This is a genomic window from Streptomyces sp. BI87, from assembly GCF_025957665.1.
In the GTDB taxonomy this organism is placed as follows: Bacteria; Actinomycetota; Actinomycetes; order Streptomycetales; family Streptomycetaceae; genus Streptomyces; species Streptomyces albidoflavus.
On sequence record NZ_CP110079.1, the window covers coordinates 6,166,478 to 6,187,973 of the forward strand.

20 protein-coding genes are annotated in these 21,496 nt (G+C 75.2%); 8 read left to right on the top strand and 12 right to left on the bottom strand.

What is annotated here, in order from left to right:
- Positions 1-332 precede the first annotated feature (332 nt).
- Positions 333-1,091 (top strand): GntR family transcriptional regulator, encoded by a 759-nt coding sequence (locus OIM89_RS27605; protein WP_010639730.1) that lies wholly within the window; start codon positions 333-335, stop codon positions 1,089-1,091.
- A gap of 75 nt (positions 1,092-1,166) precedes the next feature.
- Here the strand turns inward: OIM89_RS27605 and OIM89_RS27610 are convergent, their stop codons facing one another.
- On the bottom strand, positions 1,167-2,324 hold the full coding sequence (locus tag OIM89_RS27610; RefSeq protein ID WP_030695251.1) for an ROK family protein: 1,158 nt from the start codon (positions 2,322-2,324) through the stop codon (positions 1,167-1,169).
- A gap of 199 nt (positions 2,325-2,523) precedes the next feature.
- Here OIM89_RS27610 and OIM89_RS27615 point away from each other — a divergent pair, with 199 nt between their 5' ends.
- Complete coding sequence (locus OIM89_RS27615) at positions 2,524-2,973, top strand: hypothetical protein (RefSeq protein WP_175458217.1); 450 nt, start codon at positions 2,524-2,526, stop codon at positions 2,971-2,973.
- A gap of 15 nt (positions 2,974-2,988) precedes the next feature.
- Positions 2,989-3,267 carry a hypothetical protein gene (locus tag OIM89_RS27620; protein WP_030695253.1) on the top strand — a complete coding sequence of 93 codons (279 nt, stop codon included), beginning with the start codon at positions 2,989-2,991 and terminating at the stop codon, positions 3,265-3,267.
- Between the two features lie 12 nt (positions 3,268-3,279).
- Here OIM89_RS27620 and mug read toward each other — a convergent pair whose 3' ends face one another.
- The 7 genes from mug to OIM89_RS27655 form a co-directional block, all read right to left on the bottom strand.
- Positions 3,280-3,882, bottom strand: coding sequence for a G/U mismatch-specific DNA glycosylase (gene mug, locus OIM89_RS27625; RefSeq protein WP_226964990.1), 603 nt, complete (start codon positions 3,880-3,882; stop codon positions 3,280-3,282).
- A complete protein-coding gene (gene purB / locus OIM89_RS27630) occupies positions 3,879-5,321 on the bottom strand; it encodes an adenylosuccinate lyase (protein WP_030695255.1) in 1,443 nt (480 codons plus the stop codon). The genes mug and purB overlap by 4 nt, the downstream gene beginning before the upstream one ends.
- A gap of 107 nt (positions 5,322-5,428) precedes the next feature.
- Positions 5,429-6,283 carry an SGNH/GDSL hydrolase family protein gene (locus OIM89_RS27635; protein ID WP_226964989.1) on the bottom strand — a complete coding sequence of 285 codons (855 nt, stop codon included), beginning with the start codon at positions 6,281-6,283 and terminating at the stop codon, positions 5,429-5,431.
- 122 nt (positions 6,284-6,405) lie between these two features.
- Complete coding sequence (locus tag OIM89_RS27640; protein WP_030695257.1) at positions 6,406-7,422, bottom strand: hemolysin family protein; 1,017 nt, start codon at positions 7,420-7,422, stop codon at positions 6,406-6,408.
- Entirely contained in the window at positions 7,419-8,753 is a 1,335-nt protein-coding gene (locus OIM89_RS27645; RefSeq protein ID WP_047467735.1) for a hemolysin family protein, read from the bottom strand. The genes OIM89_RS27640 and OIM89_RS27645 overlap by 4 nt, the downstream gene beginning before the upstream one ends.
- 246 nt (positions 8,754-8,999) lie before the next feature.
- Positions 9,000-11,057 carry a M48 family metalloprotease gene (locus OIM89_RS27650; protein WP_264491699.1) on the bottom strand — a complete coding sequence of 686 codons (2,058 nt, stop codon included), beginning with the start codon at positions 11,055-11,057 and terminating at the stop codon, positions 9,000-9,002.
- Positions 11,058-11,061: 4 nt separating this feature from the next.
- A complete protein-coding gene (locus OIM89_RS27655) occupies positions 11,062-11,583 on the bottom strand; it encodes a hypothetical protein (RefSeq protein WP_030695261.1) in 522 nt (173 codons plus the stop codon).
- Positions 11,584-11,821: 238 nt separating this feature from the next.
- Here OIM89_RS27655 and OIM89_RS27660 point away from each other — a divergent pair, with 238 nt between their 5' ends.
- The 4 genes from OIM89_RS27660 to OIM89_RS27675 all read left to right on the top strand — a co-directional run bounded on the left by OIM89_RS27660 (position 11,822) and on the right by OIM89_RS27675 (position 16,515).
- Complete coding sequence (locus OIM89_RS27660; RefSeq protein ID WP_264491700.1) at positions 11,822-12,238, top strand: GNAT family N-acetyltransferase; 417 nt, start codon at positions 11,822-11,824, stop codon at positions 12,236-12,238.
- 298 nt (positions 12,239-12,536) lie between these two features.
- The gene (gene abc-f, locus OIM89_RS27665) at positions 12,537-14,171 is read left to right on the top strand and encodes a ribosomal protection-like ABC-F family protein (RefSeq protein WP_264491701.1); all 1,635 of its coding nucleotides are present in this window, start codon (positions 12,537-12,539) and stop codon (positions 14,169-14,171) included.
- An 82-nt stretch (positions 14,172-14,253) separates the two neighbouring features.
- Positions 14,254-15,885 (top strand): ABC-F family ATP-binding cassette domain-containing protein, encoded by a 1,632-nt coding sequence (locus OIM89_RS27670; RefSeq protein ID WP_264491702.1) that lies wholly within the window; start codon positions 14,254-14,256, stop codon positions 15,883-15,885.
- A gap of 18 nt (positions 15,886-15,903) precedes the next feature.
- On the top strand, positions 15,904-16,515 hold the full coding sequence (locus OIM89_RS27675) for a nucleotidyltransferase domain-containing protein (RefSeq protein ID WP_238469107.1): 612 nt from the start codon (positions 15,904-15,906) through the stop codon (positions 16,513-16,515).
- A 28-nt stretch (positions 16,516-16,543) separates the two neighbouring features.
- On the opposite strand, the gene bioD is transcribed toward OIM89_RS27675, so the two are convergent.
- From bioD to bioB, 3 genes are read right to left on the bottom strand one after another with little or no spacing between them, the layout of a single operon-like run.
- Entirely contained in the window at positions 16,544-17,263 is a 720-nt protein-coding gene (gene bioD, locus OIM89_RS27680; protein ID WP_238469108.1) for a dethiobiotin synthase, read from the bottom strand.
- A 58-nt stretch (positions 17,264-17,321) separates the two neighbouring features.
- Positions 17,322-18,659: an adenosylmethionine--8-amino-7-oxononanoate transaminase gene (locus OIM89_RS27685; protein WP_047467719.1), complete on the bottom strand. Its 1,338-nt coding sequence runs from the start codon at positions 18,657-18,659 to the stop codon at positions 17,322-17,324.
- The gene (gene bioB / locus OIM89_RS27690) at positions 18,652-19,875 is read right to left on the bottom strand and encodes a biotin synthase BioB (protein WP_047467718.1); all 1,224 of its coding nucleotides are present in this window, start codon (positions 19,873-19,875) and stop codon (positions 18,652-18,654) included. The genes OIM89_RS27685 and bioB overlap by 8 nt, the downstream gene beginning before the upstream one ends.
- Positions 19,876-20,049: 174 nt before the next feature.
- Between bioB and OIM89_RS27695 the strand changes: the two genes are divergently transcribed.
- Entirely contained in the window at positions 20,050-21,216 is a 1,167-nt protein-coding gene (locus tag OIM89_RS27695; protein WP_195731298.1) for an 8-amino-7-oxononanoate synthase, read from the top strand.
- Positions 21,217-21,250: 34 nt separating this feature from the next.
- Here OIM89_RS27695 and OIM89_RS27700 read toward each other — a convergent pair whose 3' ends face one another.
- The gene (locus OIM89_RS27700; protein WP_030695270.1) at positions 21,251-21,487 is read right to left on the bottom strand and encodes a DUF397 domain-containing protein; all 237 of its coding nucleotides are present in this window, start codon (positions 21,485-21,487) and stop codon (positions 21,251-21,253) included.
- Positions 21,488-21,496 lie beyond the last annotated feature (9 nt).

The following is a 21,496-nucleotide window of genomic DNA, read 5'->3' on the forward strand; positions in this document are numbered from 1 at the left end:
TGAACGCGCGGGGTCCGCGCTGGACTTGGCCTGTGCTGCTGGACAGCTTGTCAGTAAGCCCTACCGATCGGTAGCCCCTGGCGGCCCCGCGTGCCGCGCGCCGGGCGGCCGTCGCGTGAACGGCGTGGTGCGGCGTACGTCCCCCTGTGTGGCGCATACGAACGATGCGTGAACGCTGTACGGCAATGTGCCGGGGCGCCCCGGGTTCACCGCAGGATTGGTCTTGACCAAGTTTCCGGCGCCCCCTATCGTCGCTAGGGTTAGTGAAGGAACCTTTAATAAACAAGGGCACGGAAAACACCGCCGGGACAAGGCGATTGCGGAGGATCAGGGTGGGGACCACGCAGCTGGAATCGGTGCCGGAGCCGAAGTACTGGCACCTCAGGACCGTGCTCAGTGAGGCACTCGACTCCGAGTTCGCCGTCGGCCAGGTACTGCCGAACGAGCGCGACCTCGCCGCGCGCTTCGGCGTCGCGCGGGCCACGCTCCGCCAGGCGCTGGAGCAGCTGGAGCTCGAAGGGCGCCTCCAGCGCCGCAGGGGCGTCGGCACCACCGTCGCGCCGCCACGCGTCGGCGTGGCCGTCGGCTCGGCCGAGCTGGGCTGGCCCGGCGCGCCGGGCGACGCCTGGCAGGCCGAGGAGAGCGACCGTGCCACGGCGCCCGCGGCCGTCGCCGAGCTGCTCGGCATCGCCAAGGACGAGCCGGTCCACATCGTCCGCCGCACCCGGGTGACCGGCGGCCAGCCCGTCGCCGCCGACCTGGTCCACATCCCGGCCTCCTCGGTGCCGGACCTCACCGCCATAGACGCCCCGGCCGGCCCCGCCCGGGCCCGCGCCGTCCTGCGCGAACTGCGCAGGACGGAGTTCGAGGGCCAGGACCGCTCCGTCGAACTGGGCTCCGCCCGGGCCGACGACGCGCGCGCCCTGGACCGGCTGCCCGGTGCGCCCGTCCTCGTGGTCACCACCCGCTACTTCGGCGCCGGCGGCACCGCCGCAGTCTCCCTGGCCACCTACCGGGCCGACACCTGCCGCCTCACCTTCGGCGCGGACGGCGTCGAGATCCACCACACCCCGGAGCGCCAGGCCTCCTGACCCCGCCCCGCTCCCCGCCACGGCCGCCAGGACTCCTCCCGGCGGCCGTGCGCCGTGTGGCGCAGGGTGCGCCGGTCAGCGCCGGGCGGTCACCGTGGTCTCCACCGCGAACAGCTGCTCCTCGACGTGGTCCAGCGCGAGCCGCAGCGCCCCGGTGGCCACCGCGGCCTCGCCGAGGACGGAGAGCGCGACCCGGGGAGTCCGCAGGCAGTACCGCGCCAGCTCCTTGCGCAGCGGCTCCAGTACGCCGTCCAGTCCGGCCGCCCAGCCGCCGATCACCACCACCTCCGGGTCGAGCGCCAGCACCAGCGCCGCCACGTCGTGCACCAGCCGCCGCACGAAGCGGTCCAGGGCCGCCTGGGCCTGGGCGTCGCCGTCGCGGGCGTCGGCGAAGACCGCGGCCACCGCCTGCTCGTCCAGCGGGTGCAGCGGCTCGCCGTTGGTCGACAGCAGGGTCTCCGGGGTCTCCCCGCGCCCCAGCAGGTGCAGGGCGCCGATCTCGCCGGCCGCCCCGCCGAACCCCCGGTGCAGCCGGCCGCCGATCAGCGAACCGGCGCCGGGGCTCAGCCCCGCCATCACGTACACCACGTCGTCCGAACCGGCCGCCGCGCCCTTCCAGTGCTCCGCCACGGCCGCCGTGTTGGCGTCGTTCTCGACCAGCACGGGGCAGCGGAACGACCGGCGCAGCCGTTCCCCCAGCTCCAGTCCCGTCCACTCGGGCAGCGCCGTGCCCAGCCGGACCGTCCCGTCGGCCTCCACGATGCCCGGGCTGCCGACACCGACCGCCCGGACCCCCTGCCGCGACACACCTGTCCGGCGCAGCAGGTCCGCGACGGTGGCCCGCAGCCGCTCCAGCCGCTCGTCCGCGGGGGCGGAGGCGAGGACGGCCTTCTGGGCGGTGCCGAGAATCCGGCCGTCGAGGTCGGAGAGGACCGCCGACACGCGGTGCGAACCGATCTCGAGCCCCAGCAGGTAACCGGCCTCCGCCCGGAACCGGAACCTCCGCGCGGGCCGTCCCTGACGCCGTGCGGCGCCTTCCTCGGCCGCCACCTCCACGACCAGACCCGCCTCGATCTGCCCCTCCACGACCCCCTCGACGGTCGGCCGGGACAGGCCGGTGACGCGGGTGATCTCGGTGAGCGTGGCGCATTCCGTACCGCGCAGCGCGTGCAGCACCACGGCCGAGTTGATGCGGCGCAGCAGCGAGGGGTCTCCGCCGGTCATGCGTCCCACCGCTGGTCCTCCCTGCTCGTGCCCGTGTTGGCCGGATCGTACTGTGCCGGGCCCCCGGCTGCGAGGTCTGGTACGCGCCGTCCCCGCGGAAGCGGAGTCTGACACTGTGCCACTTTCCCGTCCCCGGCCCGCGCGCGGGGCCGCGCCGCTCCGGGAGCCGGTGGTCCGGCTGTCGGCGGCGACCGGTTTACTGGACCGTATGAGTACCGCTCGGCACCTGGCGACCCTGGAGCAGCTGTGCGCGCGGCCCTTCGTGGACGAGGGCTCCGTCCGCAGCGCCCCCGAGGGGAGTACGGGGCCCGGCTTCCACCTCGCCCTGCTGGCCCGTTCGGGTGCTCCGGCGGGTGAACGGGCCGCCGTGGCCGAGGAGTTCGCCGCGCTGCGGGAAGCCCTCGCGGTGGTGCTGGAGGTGCGCTGGGGGCCCGCCGAGCACGTCAGCCTCTGGAGCGCCTTCCTCCGGGCCGAGGAGGCGCGGATCGCCGGCACCGGCGAGGTGGTGGAGGAGCCCTGGCGTTCGCTGTGCGCCTCCGTGCCGGACGTGCTGCTCTGGCGCCGCCCCGACCGCTGGATCGCGCTCGGCACCGCCGAGCGGGAGACCGAGCAGCCCCTGCGCCTGCTGGCACTCGCCACCGCCGTCGACCCGCCCTAGGGGGAGCCCACAGCCATGACCAGCACCGCGACCGAGCCCGACCTCGCCCACGGCGGCCTGGCGGCGGTGATCGGCCCCGTCAGCCTGCTCGGCGTCGCTCTCGGCTTCGCCGCGGTCCCCTTCGTCATGATCCTCGGCCTGATCAGCGGCGCCATCGCGGTGGTGTACGGCACCGTCGGCCTGGCCAAGGGGGAGCGGCGGTCCCGGGGGCGGTGCCTGGTCGGCCTGACGACCGGGGCCGTCGCCTTCCTGGTGCCCACGATCGCGCTGTTCGCCGTGCTGGCCTCGGTGTGAGCCGCCCGGCGGTCAGCGGGCCGGGGACGCGTCCACGGCTTCCCGCAGCCGCCCGTACTCCCCGGCCATCGCCTCCACCGACCAGTGGGCGTTGAGCCCGCTCGGGTTGGGCAGCACCCAGACCCGGGCGCCCCCGACCGTCCGCTCCCGCGGGCCCACCACGGCGCGGCGCTCGCCGAACGCCGCCCGGTACGCCGTGATCCCGACGACCGCGAGCCAACGCGGCGCCAGCCGCGCCACCTTGGCGGTCAGCAGGGTGCCGCCCTCGCGGTACTCCTCGGCGGTCAGTTCGTCGGCCCGCGCACTGGGGCGGGCCACCACGTTGGTGATGCCGAGGCCCAGCTCCGGCAGGAGGTGCTGCTCGGCCGGGGCGAAGCGGCGCGGGGTGAAGCCCGAGCGGTGCAGCACCGGCCAGAAGCGGTTGCCGGGGCGGGCGAAGTGGTGGCCCGTCTCGGCGGTGAGCAGACCGGGGTTGATCCCGCAGAACAGCACCCGCAGCCCCGGGCCCACCACGTCCGGGACACGGACGTGGGCCAGTTCCTCGGGGGTGGGGCGGGCGCCCGCCGGTCCTCGCGGTGCGCGGGCACCGGCCGGACCGGCGGGCGCGGGGGTCACAGGATCGCGCCGGGCGCGTAGCCGGCCGCCTCCGGGTGGCGCCGGGTGACCTTCTCGACGGCGGTCACCACCGCGTTGACCTGGTCGGCGGCGGCGCCCGTGAAGGAGAGCTTGTCGGCCATCAGGGCCGCCAGCTGCTCGCGGTCGAGCGGCAGCCGGGGGTCGGCGGCGAGCTTGTCCAGCAGCTCGTTGCGCTCCGCGCCCTGCTCGCGCATGGCCAGCGCGGAGGCGACCGCGTTCTCCTTGATCGCCTCGTGGGCGATCTCCCGGCCGACGCCCGCGCGGACGGCGCCCATGAGGACCTTGGTGGTGGCGAGGAAGGGCAGGTACCGGTCGAGCTCGCGGGCGACCACGGCCGGGAACGCGCCGAACTCGTCCAGCACCGTCAGGAAGGTCTCCAGCAGGCCGTCCAGCGCGAAGAAGGCGTCGGGCAGCGCGACCCGGCGGACCACCGAGCAGGAGACGTCCCCCTCGTTCCACTGGTCGCCGGCCAGCTCGCCGGTCATCGAGGCGTAGCCGCGCAGGATGACCATGAGGCCGTTGACGCGCTCGCAGGAGCGGGTGTTCATCTTGTGCGGCATCGCCGAGGAGCCGACCTGACCGGGCTTGAAGCCCTCGGTGACCAGCTCGTGGCCGGCCATCAGCCGGATGGTCTTCGCCAGCGAGGAGGGAGCGGCGGCCAGCTGCACCAGCGCGGTGACGACCTCGTAGTCCAGCGAGCGCGGGTAGACCTGGCCCACCGAGGTGAACGCCTGGCCGAAGCCGAGGTGACCGGCGATCCGGCCCTCCAGCTCGGCGAGCTTGGCCGCGTCGCCGCCGAGCAGGTCCAGCATGTCCTGGGCGGTGCCGACCGGGCCCTTGATGCCGCGCAGCGGGTACCGCTCCAGCAGTTCCTCGACCCGGCCGTACGCCACCAGCAGCTCGTCGGCGGCGGTGGCGAAGCGCTTGCCGAGGGTGGTGGCCTGGGCGGCGACGTTGTGCGAGCGGCCCGCCATCACCAGCTCGCCGTACTCGCCCGCCAGCCTGCCGAGCCGGGCCAGGACGGCGACCGTGCGGTCCCGGACCAGTTCGAGGGAGAGGCGGACCTGGAGCTGCTCGACGTTCTCGGTGAGGTCGCGCGAGGTCATGCCCTTGTGGACCTGCTCGTGCCCGGCGAGGGCGTTGAACTCCTCGATGCGGGCCTTCACGTCGTGCCGGGTGACCGCCTCGCGCTCGGCGATGGAGGCGAGGTCGACCTGGTCGAGGACCCGCTCGTAGTCCTCGATCGCGCCCTCGGGCACCTCCACACCCAGGTCGCGCTGGGCGCGGAGCACCGCGAGCCAGAGCTGCCGCTCCAGCTTCACCTTCTGCTCGGGGGACCAGAGGGAGGCCAGTTCGGTGGAGGCGTAGCGGCCGGCCAGGACGTTCGGGATGCGGGGCTTTGCAGTCACACCGGTCATCCTACTGGCGCAAAGTGTGAGGCTCGCGCCTGGCCGCACTCGTAGGAAAGCCCAAGCGCCCGGGCCCCGGGGGTGTCCCCGGGGCCCGGCCGCCCGGGCGTTCTCGCTCAGTCGCGCTGGGTGTCGGCCGGGTCCAGGCGGCGCCAGCCCTGGACCGGGCCGGGGGCCGCACCCTCGGCGGGCGTGGCCCAGAAGGCGGTGGCCGTGGCCGGGTCCATGTGGGCGCCGTGGCGGCCGTCGCCGGAGGAGCGGCCGGTGAGGCGGCGGCCGATCCAGGGGGCCAGGTGGCGGCGGGTGAACATCACGTCGGCGCCCCGGCGGCGCAGCCAGCCCGGGGGAGTGGCGACCGGCAGGGCCGCCGCCCAGTCGCCGGTGGGCTCCAGCCCCAGGTCCTGCCAGACCGCTTCGGCGACCCGGCGGTGGCCCTCGGCGTTCAGGTGCAGCCGGTCCACGTCCCAGAGCCGGGGATCGCTCAGCGAGGGCGCGCTGTAGAGGTCGACCAGGCGCGCCCCGTGCTGCTCCGCCAGCCCTTCCAGGTGGGCGAAGAGGGCCTCCATGCGGGGCCGGAACCGTTCCAGGACGGGGCCGTTGCGGGCCGGGCTGCGCATCAGCACCAGGGTGCCGCAGCTGGGGGCGAGCCGTTCGACGGCCTCGGTCAGCAGTCCGCAGACCCGGTCCATGTCGCAGGAGGGGCGCAGGGTGTCGTTGAGTCCGCCGACCAGGGTCACCACGTCGGCGTTCATCGCGGCGGCGGCGTCCACCTGGTCCTCGACGATCTGGCCGATGAGCTTCCCGCGTACGGCGAGGTTGGCGTAGCGGAAACCGGGGGTCCGCTCGGCGAGGCGGGCGGCGAGGAGGTCCGCCCAGCCCCGGTAGGAGCCGTCCGGCAGCCGGTCGGACATGCCCTCGGTGAAGGAGTCGCCGATCGCGACCAGGCTGGTGTAAGTGGCATCTGTCTGCATGGCGCCAGCGATCGTACTGCGCGGTCCGCGGCGGCGCGCCACCGGCATACCCGTTGGTATGCGGCCGGGTGGGAAAGCGCCGGTGCCGGGGTCCGCGCGGGACCCCGGCACCGGCGTACGGGTCAGGCCGGGGTGCGGCCGAACAGCTCCTGGAGGACGTCCTCCATGGTGACCAGACCGGCCAGCCGGCCGTCCGCGCCGAGGACCGCGGCGAGATGGGTGCGGCTGCCGCGCATCGCGGTCAGCACGTCGTCCATCGGGGTGGCCTCGCGCACCCGGGGGATGGGACGCATGTCCGGCACCCGGAACGGCAGGTCGCGCGGCATGGCGTCCAGCGCGTCCTTGACGTGCAGGTAGCCGACGATGCGGCGGCCGTCGTCCACCACCGGGAACCGCGAGAAGCCCGACTCGGCCGAGAGCCGCTCCAGCTCCTCGGGGGTGACACCGATGTGCGCGTAGACGATCCGCTCCAGCGGCAGCACCACGTCCTTGACCGGGCGGCGGCCCAGCTCCAGCGCGTCGTGCAGGCGCTCGGTGGCCCGGTCGTCGAGCAGCCCGGCGTCCCCGGAGTCCTTCACCATGCGGGCCAGGTCGTCGTCGGAGAAGCTCGCCGACACCTCGTCCTTGGTCTCCACCCGCAGCAGCTTCAGCAGCAGGTTGGCGAAGGCGTTGATGGCGAAGATGACCGGACGCAGCGCCCGGGAGAGCGCCACCAGCGGCGGGCCGAGCAGCAGCGCGCTGCGCACCGGCTCCGCCAGCGACACGTTCTTCGGGATCATCTCGCCGAGCAGCATGTGCAGGTAGGTCGCGGCCGTCAGCGCGATGGCGAACGACAGCGTGTGGCCCAGCGCGACCGGCACGCCGACCGCGTCGAACAGCGGCTCCAGCAGATGGGCGATGGCCGGCTCCGCCACCACACCCAGCACCAGGGTGCACAGGGTGATGCCGAGCTGGGCCGCGGCCAGCAGCTGCGAGACGTGCTCCAGGCCCCACAGCACGCTGCGGGCCCTCTTGTTCCCCGCCTCGGCGTGCGGCTCGATCTGGCTGCGGCGGACCGAGATCAGGGCGAACTCGGCGCCGACGAAGAAGGCGTTCACGACGAGCGTCGCGAGGCCGATCAGCAGCTGTACGGCGATCATCGCTCGTCCTCCTCGGCGGACCCGGCGTCGGCGGGCATGTGCAGCAGCACCCGCGCGGCCCGGCGCCCGGAGGCGTCCACCACGTCGAGGTTCCAGCCCTTGACGGTCAGGTGGTCACCGACGGCCGGGATGCGCCCGAGCTCCGTGGCGACCAGCCCGGCCAGCGTCTCGTAGGGGCCCTCCGGGACCTTCAGCCCGATCCGGGCCAGGTGGTCGGTGCGGGCGGCGCCGTCGGCCGAGTAGAGCGTGCGGCCCTCCTCGTCCTCGCCGGCGGGGGCGAGCCCCGGCGTCTCGTGCGGGTCGTGCTCGTCGCGGACCTCGCCGACGACCTCCTCGACGATGTCCTCCAGGGTGGCGACGCCGGCGGTCCCGCCGTACTCGTCGATGACCACGGCCATGGTGCGGCGGCCCGAGAGCCGGTCCAGCAGCCGGTCGACGGTGAGCGACTCGGGGACCAGCAGCGGTTCGCGCATCAGCTCCGTCACCGGCCGCCGGGCGCGCAGCTCGGCGGGGACGGCGAGAACGTCCTTGATGTGCGCCACACCGACCACCGTGTCCAGGCTGCCCCGGTAGACGGGGAAGCGGGAGAGTCCGGTGGCGCGGGTGGCGTTGGCGACGTCCTCGCAGGTGGCCTGGGCGTCCAGGGCCATCACCTGGACGCGCGGGGTCATGACGTTCTCCGCGGTCAGGTCGGCGAGGTTCAGGGTCCGGACGAACAGCTCGGCGGTGTCCGCCTCCAGCGACCCGGCCTTGGCCGAGTGGCGGGCCAGCGCCACCAGCTCCTGCGGGCCGCGCGCCGAGGCCAGCTCCTCGGCCGGCTCGATGCCCATCCGGCGGACCGCCCGGTTGGCCGTGTTGTTCAGGTGGGTGATGAACGGCCGGAAGAGGGTGCTGAAGATCCGCTGCGGCGTGGCGACCTTCTTGGCCACGGCCAGCGGCTCGGAGATCGCCCAGTTCTTCGGGACCAGCTCGCCGACGACCATCAGGACCACGGTCGACAGTGCGGTGCCGACGACCAGGGCGACGGAGGAGGCGGTTCCGGCCGAGACGCCCATGGAGCGCAGCGGCTCCGCGAGCAGCACCGCGATGGACGGCTCCGCAAGCATGCCGACGACCAGGTTGGTCACGGTGATGCCGAGCTGGGCGCCGGAGAGCTGGAAGGTGAGGTGCCGTACGGCCTTGAGAGCGCCGGCGGCGCCGCGCTCGCCGCGGTCCGCGGCCTCTTCGAGGGTGCTGCGCTCGACGGTCGTCAGCGAGAACTCGGCGGCGACGAAGGCGCCGCAGGCGAGGGCCAGCGCGATGGCGAGCAGCAGGAGGAGCACTTCGGTCATCGGGTCACCACCGTCCCATGATCAGCCAGGGAGGCGGGGTGCGCGCGACGGGGAACGCGGAGGTACGTGGTACTGGGAGGCTCGCCCATGGGCGGACGCTCACACACCTTTCTTGAGGATGAACCCATGATGCCCCGCGGCAGCGCTCCGAGCGGCTGGACCGGGGGAGATCGAACAACGTCCCCCATAGTAAAGCCCCAGCAAAAGCGGGAGAAAAGCCGCGGGCGGGGGCGAGCCGGGGCTCCGTCACCCGGCCGCAGGCGTCCCCCGGCGGGCCGTCGGGACGCAGGCGGCGACGCCCACGGCCAAAAGGGCGCTGATGCTGCCCACGAGCAGGACGCCGCCCAGAGCCGGGGCGGCCCGGGGTGTCACCAGGGTGAGCAGCAGTGCGGCGCCGCCGTGGGCGGTGGCGGCCGCGAGGACGGTGGCCAGCGTCGCGTGGGCGAACGGCAGCCCGCCGGGGCGCGGACGGCGGCCGGTCCTGACGGCGAGGACGGCGAGCAGCGCCGCCACCGCCGCGTACGCCGGGAGGACGCGCGGGCCGCTCCCCAGCAGGACCAGCGCCGCCGCCAGCCACAGGCCCGCGCGCAGGGCGCCGGCCACGGTGCGTCCGAGCGCCTGGCGGGCGGCCCGGGCGCCGGGCGGTGCCGCCTGGCCGAGCAGCGGGATCAGCGCCGCCAGCAGGGCCGCGCAGAGGAGGAAGGGGGACCGGACGACGGCGTCCGAGGCGGTGCCGAGGAGGAAGGAGACCAGTTCCGGGGCCCGCCCGCCGAGGAGCGTGGCCATGAGCGCCTGGGTGACCATCAGTTCCATCAGCCACACCAGGACGCACCCGAACAGGGCGCCAGCCGCCACCGACAGGACACACCACCCCGCCCGGGCGCGCGGGCCGCGCAGGACGGGCCGCCACCACGGCAGCACGGCCGCCGTCCAGCGGACCGCCGCGTACCCGCCCAGGGCGAGCAGCGCCGTCCACGGCAGGAGACCGGCGCCGACCTGACCGACACTGGCCAGCGCGAAGGTCACTCCCGGGTTGACCACGCCGCCGCCCAGCGCGAGTCCGCAGGCGAGCCCCCACACGGGCGCCCCGAGCAGCCCCGGGCGGCCGCCGGGGAACCCCTCCTGGAGGCGCAGGGTGAAGAAGGCGACCACCGCCGCGAGCAGCAGGCCGAGGGTGCCCACCGCGAGCACCGCCCGGGCGGTCTCCGCGCCCGGTCCCAGGGCCGAGTTGAGGACGAAGGTGGTGGCGAGGTCGGTGTACAGGGCGCCCAGGACACAGCCGGCCGCGAGCAGTTCCCAGAAGCCGCTGCGGAACAGGGGCTCCGGATCGTCGAGCATGTCGCGCCGCTGCCGCGCCGTCGGGTGTACGCGCAGCAGCCGGACCGGCAGCCGGCGACGGTCCTCCTTGACCTCGAAGAGGGCGCGCAGGGCGGACGGCGATCCGGCCCACTGCCGGGCGCGGGCGTCCGCGTAGAACTCGCGGCTGCGCAGCACCGCCCGGCGGGTGAGCGGCATCGCGACGACGAGGCAGAGCCCCTTCAGGGAGTTGGAGAGGCCCGCCGCGAGGGAGCCGGTCCCGCCCAGGCCGTGGAGCAGCTCCCAGAGCACCCCCGAGGCCACGGTCAGCGCGAGGACGGGCAGGCTGACGCGCGCACTGATGATGGTCAGGAAGCTGAGGTCGATGTCGCGGTTGCGGACATGGGCCAGTTCGTGCAGGACCACGGCTTCGAAGGTCTCGGGCCGCCTGTTCCGCAGCGCGAGCAGCCCGCCGCCGAGGACGACGCAGCGGCGGCCCGAGCGGCCGAACGCGAGCGCGGACACCCGCACGTCGAGAGGCTGGGCGTACCAGTGGACCGGTTCGCAGCCGGTCCGCTCCCGCAGCGCCTCCAACGCCCGCGTGAGGGCGGCCGACTCCTCGCCCAGGAGCGCGTAGCGCCGCCGGCGGACCCGCCAGGCCGGCAGGAGCCAGTAGACGGCCAGGACGACGAGCCAGAAGACGAGGAGCCCGGTCAGGGGTACCCACAGGTCGACCTGGCGGGGGTCGGTGCCGCAGAGTTCCACCGCCGACGGCCCGCCGGGCGACGGCAGGCCGGTGCTGTCCCGGTGCTGTTCCTCCCAGCAGGCCGCGTAGCGGGCGTAGCGCTGTTCGACGTCGTCGGGCACCGGGCCGAACCGGGAGCCCACGAAGTGCATGATCACCGTGCTGGTGGTGACCACCAGCAGGGCGAACCGCATGCTCGTGCCGGACGGCACGGCGAACGGGTCCCGCAACCGGCCGGCGGTGGCGTCGGCGGTACTGGTCACGCCCTCACTCCCCGGACTCACCGCCGGTGCCCGGCCCGTCCGGAGCGGCCTGCGCCGTCGCCAGCTCCGCCACGACCCCGTTGGCGACGTTCTCCGCCACCTCCTCGGGGATGCGCAGCCGGCGGGCCTGCCCGACCGCCGAGCGGTGGACGAGGCGCAGCTGCTCCGGGGTGAGCGCGGCCGGAGAGGTCCCCGGGGCGGCGGCCCCGGGAAGCTCCGGCCGGCGCAGCACCGCGCGGCGGAACCAGCCACGGAAGCGGCTGATCCCGCCCTGCGCCTGCTCGTGGGCGAGTTGGGTCAGCGCGTCGGTGACCACCACCAGGACCAGCGTGGTGACGGCCACGCCGACCTCCCCCACCCCGAAACCCAGGGCCTCGTCCCGCCGCCCGGCTCCCCGGCCTCCGCGCGGAGCGGCGTGGAAGGCGGCGGCGACCAGCGGGAAGTGCTCCAGCTCCGCGCGCCCGTCGACCCGCACCCCGTCGTTGAGCTCCGGCCTCGCCAGCACGGCACGTGCCAGCCGGTCCACGGCTTCCCTGTCCCGCGCCTGACGCATCGAGCCCCCCGAAGTAGCCGCACCGGTACGACGCCGGGAGCGTCGGGCCCCGGTCGCCTGGACCGAGTTACCTCCGGACCGCGCCCGGCCGTCGGCCTCTTCACCAAACCCTTACCGCGCGGGCCGCTCCGGCCGTCGAACACAGAGGGCCAGGCTCCCCCCCCCACGAACTCGGTGGCCGATGCCCCGGCCCCCGTGATCCACTCTGGCGATGGAACTGATCCCCCGTCCAGCGGCCGAACGCGACATCGACGCCGTCCTTGCCTTCTGGGGCAAGGCCGCCGAGGGGAAGAGCATCACCGACGACCCCGCCGGCGTGGCCCGGCTCATCGCGCGGGACCCGGAGGCGCTGATCCTCGCGGAGCGGGACGGGGAACTCGTCGGCACGGTCATCGCGGGTTTCGACGGCTGGCGGTGTTCCGCCTACCGGCTGGCCGTCCACCCCGACCACCGGCGGCAGGGGATCGCGGGGCGGCTGCTGGAGGCGGCCGAGCGGCGCTTCCGGGAGCTGGGCGGGCGGCGGGTCGACGCCATGGTGCTGGAGGTCAACGAGCGGGCGCAGAGGGCCTGGGAGGCGTCCGGGTACCACCGCGAGGACCACTGGCGGCGCTGGGTGAAGTCGCTCTGACCCCGAGCCGGGCGCCGGCGGCGCGCGGGCCGCGGTCCTGTGCCGGCCGCGGACCCGGCTGTTACGGTGGACGGGACTTTTCCGGAGGAGCCGCGCCCCACAGGCGGCGGCCCTCGCACCTCAGGGAGACCAGACATGGCGGGTGACGACGACATCTCCGGGTGATACCCGGAGCTGACGGCCACCGGCGGGCGCTCAGCGCCGTACTGCCGCCGTGGCCATGCCGTCGTTCCCTCTTCTCCGTTCTCCGCGGGGCAGCGCCTTCGCGTACCCGCGTCACATCCTTGAGGTCCGCCGCATGTCCGACGCCTTCGTCACCGTTTCCCACCTCTCGTTCGCCTGGCCGGACGACACCCCCGTCCTCGACGGCCTGTCCTTCACCGTCGGCACGGGCCGTACCGGCCTCGTCGCCCCGAACGGCGCCGGCAAGAGCACCCTGCTCAGGCTGATCGCCGGAGAGCTGCGCCCCCGCTCCGGCAGCGTCCAGGTGAGCGGCACGCTCGGGTATCTCCCGCAGAACCTCCCCTTCGCCGAGGAGCTGACCGTCGCCGAGGTGCTCGGCATCGCCCCCGTGATCGCCGCCCTCGACGCCGTCGAGTCGGGCGACGTGAGCGAGGAGCACTTCACCAGCATCGGCGACGACTGGGACATCGAGGAGCGCACCCGCGCCCAGCTCGACCGGCTCGGCCTCGGCCACCTCGCCCTGGGCCGGAGCCTCGCCACCCTCAGCGGCGGCCAGACCGTCTCCCTCGGCCTCGCCGCCCAGCTCCTGCGCCGCCCCGACGTGCTGCTCCTGGACGAACCCACCAACAACCTCGACCTCGACGCCCGCCGCCACCTGTACGGCGTACTGGAGGAGTGGAACGGCTGCCTGCTGCTGGTCAGCCACGACCGCGCGCTCCTTGACCGGACGGACCGGATCGCCGAACTGGACGGCGGCCGGGTGCGCTTCTTCGGCGGCAACTTCACCGCGTACGAGGAGGCCGTGCGCGGGGAGCAGGAGGTCGCCGAGAAGAACGTCCGCAGCGCCGAGCAGGAGCTCAAGCGGGAGAAGCGCGAACTCCAGCAGGCCCGGGAACGGGCGGAGCGGCGCCAGAGCAACGCCGCCCGCAACCTCAAGAGCGCCGGACTGCCGAAGATCTTCGCCGGGAACATGAAGCGCGGCGCGCAGGAGTCCGCCGGACGCGCCGGGCAGACCCACGCCGCCCGGCTCGGCGAGGCGAAGGCCCGGCTCGACGAGGCGGGGCGCGCCGTCCGCGACGAGCAGCGGATCGTCCTGGAGCTGCCGGACACCCAGGTCCCCGCAGGACGGACGGTCTTCCAGGGCGAGCGGCTGCGCGTCGGCCACGGGGGCCGGCAGCTCTTCGCCGGCGACGGCCTCGACCTGACGATCCGCGGACCCGAGCGCATCGCCCTGACCGGCCCGAACGGCGCCGGGAAGTCGACCCTGCTGCGTCTGCTCGACGGCACCCTGGAACCGGAGAGCGGCGAGGCGCGCCACGCCCGGGGCCGCGTCGCCCACCTCACGCAGCGGCTCGACCTGCTGGACCTCGACCGTACCGTCGCCGAGAACTTCGCCGCGTACGCCCCCGGCATCACCGAGGCGGAGCGGATGAACCTGCTGGCCCGTTTCCTCTTCCGCGGCGACCGCGTCCACCTCCCGGTCGGCGTGCTCTCCGGCGGCGAGCGGCTGCGCGCCACCCTCGCCTGCGTCCTGCACACCGACCCCGCCCCGCAGCTCCTGCTGCTGGACGAGCCGACCAACAACCTGGACCTGGTCAGCACCGGCCAGCTGGAGACCGCACTCACCGCCTACCGGGGCGCGTTCGTGGTGGTCAGCCACGACGAACGGTTCCTCGCCGAGATCGGCGTGGACCGGTGGCTGTACCTGGCCGACGGCCGCCTCACGGAGACGGGCGCCCCCGAGGTGTGAACCGCCGCCTGCCGACCGGCCCGCGCCGAGGCCGCACGCCCCGCGGGCCCACAACCGCTCACGCAGGTGGAGAACCGAACCCGTGCCAGAACCCGCCCTCCTCGCCCACGACCTCGTCCGCGTCCTCGGCGGCCGTCGCGTCCTCGACGGCGTCTGTCTCACCGCAGCCCCGGGCCACCGCATCGGCCTCATCGGCGAGAACGGCGTCGGCAAGTCGACCTTGCTGCGCCTGCTCGCCGGCACCGACCGGCCCGACTCAGGCCACGTCGTCCGCCCCGCCGATCTCGGCTTCCTTCACCAGGAGCTGCCGCACGACCCGGCGTCGACCCTCGCCGACGTGGTGGACGGCGCACTGCGCGAGGCCCGCGCCGCGCTCACCGAACTCGACCGGCTCACCGGCCTGTTGGAGACCACACCGCAGGACGCGCCGGAGTACGCCACCCTGCTCGCCGCCTACGGGCGGCAACTGGAGAACGCCGAGCGGCAGGAGGTCTGGGAGGCGGACCGCCGCGCGGCCGCCGTCCTCGCCGGGCTCGGCCTCGGCGCGCTCGACCACGGACGGAGCCTCGCCTCCCTCTCCGGTGGGCAGCGCGGACGCCTCGCCCTCGCCGCGCTGCTGGTGCGGCGCCCCACCGCCCTCCTGCTCGACGAGCCCACCAACCACCTCGACGACGAGGCCGCCGCCTTCCTGGAGGAGCGGCTGCGGGAGCTGCCGGGCACCGTGGTCGCCGCCAGCCACGACCGGGCCTTCCTCGACGCCGTCTGCACCGACCTGATCGACCTCGACCCGGTGCCCGGCGGCCCGGTCCGCCACGGCGGCACCTACTCCTCCTACCTCGCCGGCCGGCGCGCCGAACGCGCCCGCTGGGAGCGGCGGTACGCCGAGGAGCAGGAGGAACTGGCCCTGCTGCGCCGGGCGGCCGACACCTCCGGCGGGCGGGCCGTCCCCGGCCGCGACCGGCCCGACAACGAGAAGATGGGGTACGGCCACCGCGCGGGCCGCGCCCAGACACAGCTCGCCCGGCGGGCCCGCGACGCGCACCGGCGCCTGGAGCTGGCGGAGCGCCGCCAGGTGGCCGCGCCCCCGCCGGTGCTCAGCCTGCGCTTCGCCGGACCGGCCGCCACCGCGCCACCGGACCCGGCGGACGGCCCGCTGGTGGCCGTGCGCGACCTGCGGGTGCCCGGACGGCTCTCCCTTCCCCGGCTCGACGTGGCCGCCGGTGACCGGCTCCTGGTCTCGGGCGGCAACGGCACCGGCAAGTCCACGCTCCTTGCCGTCCTCGCGGGTCGGCAAGACCCCGGTGGCGAGCTGCGGCACCGCCCCGGCCTGCGGATCGGGCTGCTGGCCCAGGACACCCGGTTCCGGCGCCCGGAGCGCACCGCGCGGACCGTCTACGCCGAAGCCCTCGGTGCCGAACGGGCCGAAGCCGTACCGTTGTCGCAGCTCGGCCTGCTGGCCGCAGCCGACCTCGACAGGCCGGTCGCGGAGCTGTCCGTCGGCCAGCGGCGACGGCTCGCCCTGGCCCTGCTGGTCGCCCGTCCCCCGGAACTGCTCCTGCTGGACGAGCCGACCAACCACCTCTCGCCGCGCCTGAGCGACGAACTGGAAGCCGCCCTCGACCCGGGCCCGGGCGCGGTGGTGATGGCCAGCCACGACCGTTGGCTGCGCGCGCGGTGGCGGGGGCGCGAACTCCGGCTGGGGAACCCCGACTGACCTGGAGGGAACGAGGAGATGCAGCGCATCGAAGCGCCGTACGGCGCGTGGGAACCGGCCTCCGTCACGGAGGTGGCGTCGCTCTTCTCACCCCTGTGCGAACCCTGGTGGATCGCGGGCGGGTACGCCGTCGAGCTGGCGGTCGGCCGCGCCTTCCGCGCCCACGCCGACATCGACGTGCTGCTGCTGCGCGAGGACCAGCTGGCGGCGCAGCGCGCCCTAGCGGGCTGGGAGTGGTGGGCCGCCGACCCGCCCGGCGCCCTCCGGCCGTGGGCGGCGGGCGAGATCCTGCCGCCCGGCGTCCACGACGTCTGGTGCAGGCCCGGGCCCGACGCTCCCTGGCGCGTCCAGCTGATGCTGGACGAGGCCCAGGACGGCCACTGGGTCTCCCGCCGGGACCCGCGCGTCCGCAGGCCCCTCGACACCCTGGGTGCGACCACCCCCGAGGGCGTGCCCTTCCTCGCCCCCGAGGTGCAGCTCCACTACAAGGCCAAGGCGCGCCGCCCCAAGGACGAGGAGGACTTCACGGCGGCGCTGCCCGTCCTCACGGCCGGGCAGCGCCGCTGGCTGGCCGGGACGATCGAGCAGACGTACGGGCCGCATCCGTGGGCGGAGCGGCTGCGCGGATGACCGGCGTACGGCGGGACGCGCGGCCCGTTCAGCCCGCCGCCCACGTCTTCCGGAACCCCTCCGCGTCCCACCGCCCGTACAGCTGGGGGGCCAGCCACTTCGGGGCCGCCGCCCGGAACGCCTCGGGACTGAGGGACCCGGCGCCCCACGGGACGGCGCCCAGCAGGGGTGCGCCCGCCGCCTCGGTGAGGTCCTCGGTGTTGCAGCGTTCGGCGAGCCCCGGCTCCCCGGGCCAGCCGCCGATGACGGTGCCGGTCAGCTCCAGGCCCCGGGCGCGGGCGGCCTCGGCGGTCAGGGCCGTGGCGTTGAGGGTGCCGAGGGCCGCCGGGACCACGACGAGGAGCGGGGCCGCGAGGAGCCGGGCCGCCTCGGCGAGCGTGTTGCCCCGCTCGTCGAAGCGGACCAGCAGACCGCCCGCCCCCTCGACCAGCACCAGGTCGTGCTCGGTCGCCAGCTTGGCGGCGGCCTCCGCGACCTCCTCGGGGCCCACCGGCACCGCCCGCGCCCGGCGGGCGGCCGTCGCCGGGGCCAGCGGGTCGGGGAAACGGGCCAGTTCGGCGGCGGTGACGGGACCGGCGAGGCGGGCCACCTCGTCGGCGTCGCCGCGCTCACCGGGCAGCAGCCCCGTCTGGGCCGGCTTGAGGACGGCGACGCTCCGCCCCGCCGCCAGGGCGGCCGCGGCCAGCGCCGCCGTCACCACCGTCTTGCCGATCTCCGTGCCGGTCCCCGTGACCACCTGTACCGTCATCGCTCCGCTCCCACCTGGCTGCTGTCCTCGTCACGTACCCCTGCGTCCGGGGCACGGCTCAACCCGCCCCGGCCGCCGCGCAGACCGCCCGGCCGATCCGGGCGACGTCCGCGTCCCCGGTGACGTACGGCGGCATCGTGTACACCAGGTCGCGGAAGGGACGCAGCCACACGCCCTCGCGCACCGCGGCGCGGCTCGCCGCCGCCACGTCCACCTGGTGATCGAGCTGGACCACGCCGATCGCGCCCAGCACCCGTACGTCCGCCACCCCGGGCAGGGCGGCGGCGGGGGCCAGTCCGGCGCGCAGGCCGGCCGAGACGCGGGCCACCTCGCCCTGCCAGTCCTGGCCGGTGAGCAGGTCGAGGGAGGCGTTGGCCACCGCGCAGGCCAGCGGGTTGCCCATGAAGGTCGGGCCATGGGCCAGTACCGGTACCTCGCCCCGGGCGATGCCCGCCGCGACGCGGCCGGTGCAGAGCGTCGCCGCCAGCGTGAGGTAACCGCCGGTCAGCGCCTTGCCCACGCACATCACGTCGGGGGAGACCCCGGCGTGCCCGGCCGCGAAGAAGGCGCCGGTGCGGCCGAAGCCGGTGGCGATCTCGTCGAAGACCAGCAGCACGTCGTGGGCGTCGCACGCCTCGCGCAGCACCCGCAGCAGGGCGGGGGAGTGGAAGCGCATCCCCCCGGCCCCCTGCACCACCGGCTCGACGACCACCGCGGCCAGCTCGTGGGCGTGCCGCTCCACCGTCTCCCACAGGTGCGCCGTGTACGCCTCACCGGGCGGGGTGTCGAAGCCGTCCGGGGGCGCGTCGGCGAAGACCTGCCGGGGCAGCACCCCGGACCACAGGTCGTGCATGCCGCCCTCGGGGTCGCAGACCGACATGGGCTGCCAGGTGTCACCGTGGTAGCCGCCGCGCCAGGTCATCAGCCGGTGCTTCTCCGGCCGCCCCAGCGAACGCCAGTACTGAAGACACATCTTGGCCGCCACCTCGACCGAGACCGACCCGGAGTCGGCGAGGAAGACGTGCTCCAGGCCCTCGGGCGCCAGCTCCACCAGCCGGGTCGCCAGCCGTACGGCCGGCTCGTGGGTGAGCCCGCCGAACATGACGTGGCTCATCCGCCCCAGCTGGTCGCGGACCGCCTCGTCCAGCACCGGGTGCCGGTACCCGTGCACCGCCGCCCACCAGGACGACATGCCGTCGACCAGCTCCGCCACCCCCTCGACGGGCTCGGCCAGCCGCAGCCGCACCCCGGAGGCCGAGTCCACCACCAGCGGGTCGGAGGAGCCGGGCATCGGGCCGTACGGGTGCCAGACGTGCCGCCGGTCCAGGGCGAGCAGTCCCGCCGGGTCCGCCGGGAAAGCCCCGGCGGACGGCAGGGTGTGGGTGCACTCAGGCATTGGGGGCGACGTCCGTTCCCGCGCCCCGGCGCCGCACCGCCACCAGGTCGGTACGGGCCTCGCCCGCCTCCCTGGCGGCCGGAACCTCGGGCTCCGCGTCCGCGCCGCCGCACGGACCGCAGCCGCCGGAGGCCCCGGAGCCGCAGGCGTGCGCCGGCGCGCCGGAGTCCTCGGCGGACCCGTGGCCGCCGCAGCCTCCCGCCGGCACGTCGGCGCGGTGCGCGGGCAGCGTCGTGGTGCCCGCGCCCTCCACCTCGAACCCGGCGTCCGCGATCATCTCCAGGTCCGCCTGGCCGGCCTGGCCCTCACTGGTCAGGTAGTCGCCCAGGAAGATGGAGTTGACCAGGTGGAGGGCGAGCGGCTGGAGGGTGCGCAGGTGCACCTCGCGGCCGCCGGCGAGCCGCACCTCCACGTCCGGGCAGACGAACCGCACCATGGCGAGGATGCGCAGCGCCCGCTGCGGGGTGAGGTTCCACTCGCGGGCCAGCGGCGTCCCCTCGAAGGGGATCAGGAAGTTCACCGGCACCGAGTCCGGGTCCAGTTCGCGCAGCGAGAAGACCACGTCGACCAGGTCCTCGTCGCTCTCGCCCATCCCCGCGATCAGCCCCGAACAGGCCGACAGACCCGCGCCCTGCGCCCGCTGGACGGTGTCCACCCGGTCCGCGTAGGTGTGGGTGGTCGTGATCTCCCCGTAAGTCGCCTCGGAGGTGTTCAGGTTGTGGTTGTACGCGTCGGCGCCCGCCGCGCGCAACCGCTCCGCCTGACCCTCCGACAGCAGCCCGAGGCAGGCGCAGACCTCGACGTCCTCGTGGTCCGCCTTGATCGCCTCGATGGTCTTCGAGACCCGGTCGACGTCCCGGTCGGTCGGGCCCCGGCCGCTCGCCACCAGGCAGACCCGCTTCGCGCCGCCCGCGAGCCCCGCGGCGGCCGCCTTGGACGCCTCCTCGGCATCCAGCCAGGTGTACTTGAGGATGCCCGCCGTGGAGCCGAGCCGCTGCGAGCAGTACGAGCAGTCCTCGGGGCAGAGCCCGGACTTGAGGTTGACCAGGTAGTTCAGTTTCACCCGGCGGCCGAACCACTCACGGCGCACCCGGCCCGCCGCGGCCACCACGTCCAGCAGGTCGTCGTCGGAGGTGGCGAGCACCGCCAGCGCCTCGTCACGGGTCGGCAGCTCACGCCGAAGCCCCTTGTCCACGAGCGTCTTCAGGAGATCCATGCGGCTGATCCTGACGCACGGGGCCGTCCCGGGCCAAGGAGACTTCCTACAACGCCCCCTGAAAGTGCTGTGGGTATTACCACACCATGCCCCCGCTTCCGACCGGCTAGTGTCTGTGCACTGCTCACAAACGGCGGCCCCGCCGCCCTGCCCCGGCGACGCTGAGGACGGCCCATGCCCCACCCCACCCCCGGACCTGCCGGACCGTTCGCCTGGACCGCCGAGGCGGCCGCCCGCCGCGCGGAGGCCGGGCTGACCCGTGCCCTGCGCCCGAGGCCCGCCGCCTCGGACACCCTCGACCTCGCGGGCAACGACTACCTCGGCCTCGCCCGCCACCCGGAGGTGACCGACGCGGCGGCCGGAGCCGCCCGCCGCTGGGGCGCGGGCGCCACAGGCTCCCGCCTGGTCAGCGGCTCCACCGCGCTCCACGCCGAACTGGAGGGGGAACTCGCCGCGTTCTGCGGCGCCGAGGCCGCCCTCGTCCTGTCCTCGGGGTACGCCGCCAACCTCGCGGCGGTCACCGCGCTCGCCCCCGCCGGGACCCTGCTGGTCTCCGACACCTCCAACCACGCCTCGCTCATCGACGGCTGCCGGCTGGCCCGGGGCACCACCGAGGTGGTCGCCCACGCCGACCCCGACGCGGTCCGCAAGGCGCTCGCCGCCCGCCAAGGCCCGGCCGTCGGCGTCTTCGACGCGGTCTTCTCCGTCGACGGCGACGCCGCCCCGCTCGCCGCGCTCGCCGCCGCCTGCCGGGAGCACGGCGCGGGCATCCTCGTCGACGACGCCCACGGCCTCGGGGTCCTCGGCGAGGGCGGCCGGGGCAGCGCGCACGCCGCCGGGCTGGCCGGGGCACCCGACACCGTCGTCACCGTGACCCTCTCCAAGTCGCTGGGCAGCCAGGGCGGCGCCGTCCTCGGCCCGGCCGCCGTCATCGACCACCTCGTCAACACCGCCCGCACCTTCATCTTCGACACCGGCCTCGCCCCGGCCGCCGCAGGCGCCGCGCTGGCCGCCCTGCGCCTGCTGCGCGCCGAACCGGACCGCGCCGCCCGGGTCCGCCGCACCGCCCGCACCCTGTACGAGGCGCTCACCGCCGCCGGGTTCCAGGCCGCCCGGCCGGACGCCGCCGTCGTCTCGGTGCGCGCGCCCTCGGCCCAGGAGGCGGCCGACTGGGCCGCGCGCTGCCGCGAACAGGGCCTGGCGGTCGGCTGCTTCCGGCCCCCGTCGGTACCCGACGGCATCTCGCGGCTGCGGCTGACCGCCCGCGCCGACCTCACCCCCGCCGACCTCGACCGCGCCCTGTCCGTCCTCACGCGGACGGCCCCGCCTGCCGCCCGCTGAGCGGGGGGAGGCGGGGCCGCGAGGAGCCGGGTCGTCAGGCGGGGCCGGGGCCCTGGGCCATGACGAAGCCCCGCCAGGCGGCGGGGGAGAAGAGCAGCGCGGGGCCGGGGGCGTTCTTGGAGTCCCGTACCGCGAGCAGACCCGCGTGGGGACCCGAGGTGAGCTCGGCGGTCTCCACGCAGTTGTTCATCCCGGTGCTGCGGCTGCTGCGCCGCCACCGGACGCCTTGCAGTGAGCTGCTGACCGGGACGTACCGAGGCTGTGCGGTCACGGCGCCTCC

Bases quoted from the DNA above. Each gene is read 5' to 3' on its own strand.
- OIM89_RS27615 (WP_175458217.1), top strand. From the start codon at position 2,524: ATGAGTACCGCTCGGCACCTGGCGACCCTGGAGCAGCTGTGCGCGCGG.
- OIM89_RS27620 (WP_030695253.1), top strand. From the start codon at position 2,989: ATGACCAGCACCGCGACCGAGCCCGACCTCGCCCACGGCGGCCTGGCG.
- purB (WP_030695255.1), bottom strand. From the start codon at position 5,321: ATGACCGGTGTGACTGCAAAGCCCCGCATCCCGAACGTCCTGGCCGGC.
- OIM89_RS27635 (WP_226964989.1), bottom strand. From the start codon at position 6,283: ATGCAGACAGATGCCACTTACACCAGCCTGGTCGCGATCGGCGACTCC.
- OIM89_RS27640 (WP_030695257.1), bottom strand. From the start codon at position 7,422: ATGATCGCCGTACAGCTGCTGATCGGCCTCGCGACGCTCGTCGTGAAC.
- OIM89_RS27645 (WP_047467735.1), bottom strand. From the start codon at position 8,753: ATGACCGAAGTGCTCCTCCTGCTGCTCGCCATCGCGCTGGCCCTCGCC.
- OIM89_RS27660 (WP_264491700.1), top strand. From the start codon at position 11,822: ATGGAACTGATCCCCCGTCCAGCGGCCGAACGCGACATCGACGCCGTC.
- abc-f (WP_264491701.1), top strand. From the start codon at position 12,537: ATGTCCGACGCCTTCGTCACCGTTTCCCACCTCTCGTTCGCCTGGCCG.
- OIM89_RS27675 (WP_238469107.1), top strand. From the start codon at position 15,904: ATGCAGCGCATCGAAGCGCCGTACGGCGCGTGGGAACCGGCCTCCGTC.
- bioD (WP_238469108.1), bottom strand. From the start codon at position 17,263: ATGACGGTACAGGTGGTCACGGGGACCGGCACGGAGATCGGCAAGACG.
- OIM89_RS27685 (WP_047467719.1), bottom strand. From the start codon at position 18,659: ATGCCTGAGTGCACCCACACCCTGCCGTCCGCCGGGGCTTTCCCGGCG.
- bioB (WP_047467718.1), bottom strand. From the start codon at position 19,875: ATGGATCTCCTGAAGACGCTCGTGGACAAGGGGCTTCGGCGTGAGCTG.
- OIM89_RS27695 (WP_195731298.1), top strand. From the start codon at position 20,050: ATGCCCCACCCCACCCCCGGACCTGCCGGACCGTTCGCCTGGACCGCC.